This is a genomic window from Okeania sp. SIO3I5, assembly GCF_010672085.1.
GTDB lineage: Bacteria > Cyanobacteriota > Cyanobacteriia > Cyanobacteriales > Microcoleaceae > Trichodesmium.
Map to the genome: position 1 here is coordinate 1 of NZ_JAAHHT010000505.1, position 1767 is coordinate 1767.

A 1767-nucleotide genomic window follows, 5' to 3' on the forward strand; every position below is an offset into this window, starting at 1 on the left:
TCTGTATAAGCGGATTTTATATTATATCCAAAAAGGTATTTGCCTTGATCTATTAATGCTTTGAGAATTAATCAGCCACTTTTAAAATCACTTTAACTTTTAACTTTTAACTTTTAACTTTTAACTTTTGACTTTTGACTTTTAACTTGCCCGTAAGGCTATATTAATTCTTTTGATAACGCATTCCAGGTAATTGATTCACTAATCCTAATAATTCTAATTGTAGGAGAGAACTGGAAACTTCTCCTGATGATAAACCTGTTTTTTGAATGATTAAATCTAGCAGAATCGGTTCAGTAGAAATATGTTGAAAAATCTCAGCTAACCTGGGTTCTAAATCTGGCATAGAAGTCTGTTTTTTATCCTCAAATAAAGATAACTGTTCAGCAGATTCTTCTACATCAATATCTAAAGGTGGAATTGCTCCTAACATTTCTAATAATTTATCCATAGTAATCGGAATTACCTCGGCACCTTTATTAATTAACTTTAAACAACCATGAGATTTTTCGTCATCTAAACGAGCGGGTAAAACATACACATCTCGACAAAATTCATTTGCTATATCTGCTGTAATTAAAGCACCAGATTTTTCCGGTGCTTCCATAACTAAAACTGCTCTACTTAATCCAGCAATAATTCTATTTCTTTGGGGAAAATGTTTAGAATTTGGTTTAGTTCCTGCGGGATATTCACTAACAGCTAATCCCTGTTTAACGACTTGTTCAGCTAAACTTTTATTTTCCCTGGGATAAACCATATCAACCCCGTTTCCGAAGACAGCAATAGTCCGCCCCCCTGCTTCTAGACAAGCACGATGAGCTTCCGTATCAATTCCTGCTGCTAATCCCGAAACAATTGTAAAGCCACTTTTTGCCAGAATTGTACTTATTTTCCGAGTCCAACGACGACCATATTCGGAAGATTCTCTGGTGCCGACTATGGCAACTGTGGGAGTAATACCTAGTATTTCTTGAGAGTCTACTATACCTCGATAATATAGTACGGGCGGAGGTGTGGGAATTTCTTGCAGGAGACGGGGATAGTCTGGATCTGCTGGTGTCCAAAAGTTGGGATTTTTCTCAATGTGTTCTTCTAGAAGTTGTTCTGGGTTAATGCGCGATCGCTCTTCGACTATTTTTTCTATTTTCTGACGGCCAAATCCTGATATGTGGCCTAATTCTGTGGGGGATGCTGTCCAAGCTTTGGCCAGGGTATCAAATTGTTGTTTAAGTTTTTGTAGGGCAATTGGACCCATACCGCTAATTTTGGCCCATGCTAACCAATAGGCACGTTCTTCTGTCAATTATTTTGTCCTCTTGAGCAACAATCGGTTTTCAATTTATTGTATAGCGCTACGCGCTAGGGAATAGGGAATAGGGAATAGGGAATAGTAAACTGTCAAAGGATTTTCCTACGGAATGCTGCGCAAACAGGATTTAGAAACGTCCTAACCTTTGCTTCGACTGCTATAGTGTCGTGTCAAGCTTGAAAATGTGGGTTAAAAAAACCTAACCCCCCAACCCCCTTCCCTGCAAGGGAAGGGGGGGATTTATCCCCTCTCCTCGCAGGAGAGGGGTTAGGGGAGAGGTTTTCTAGGTTGCTTGCTCCTAAACCACAATTTTAGTCTTGACACCCCAGTAGGTTGGGTTGAGTGCGACTCGTTGGGTCAAAGAAGCCAAGATGCAACATGACCCTTTAACCAAAAGGTTAAAAACTCATGGCCTATGGAGGTTAAATTCCTCCCCTCTCAGCGCTTAGAGTGAC

General features: G+C 39.8%; 1 protein-coding gene. It reads right to left on the reverse strand.

Going from position 1 to position 1767, the window contains the following annotated elements; all coding sequences use genetic code 11:
* Positions 1-163: 163 nt before the first annotated feature.
* On the reverse strand, positions 164-1306 hold the full coding sequence (gene dprA, locus F6K40_RS40045; protein WP_293145853.1) for a DNA-processing protein DprA: 1143 nt from the start codon (positions 1304-1306) through the stop codon (positions 164-166).
* Positions 1307-1767: the final 461 nt, after the last annotated feature.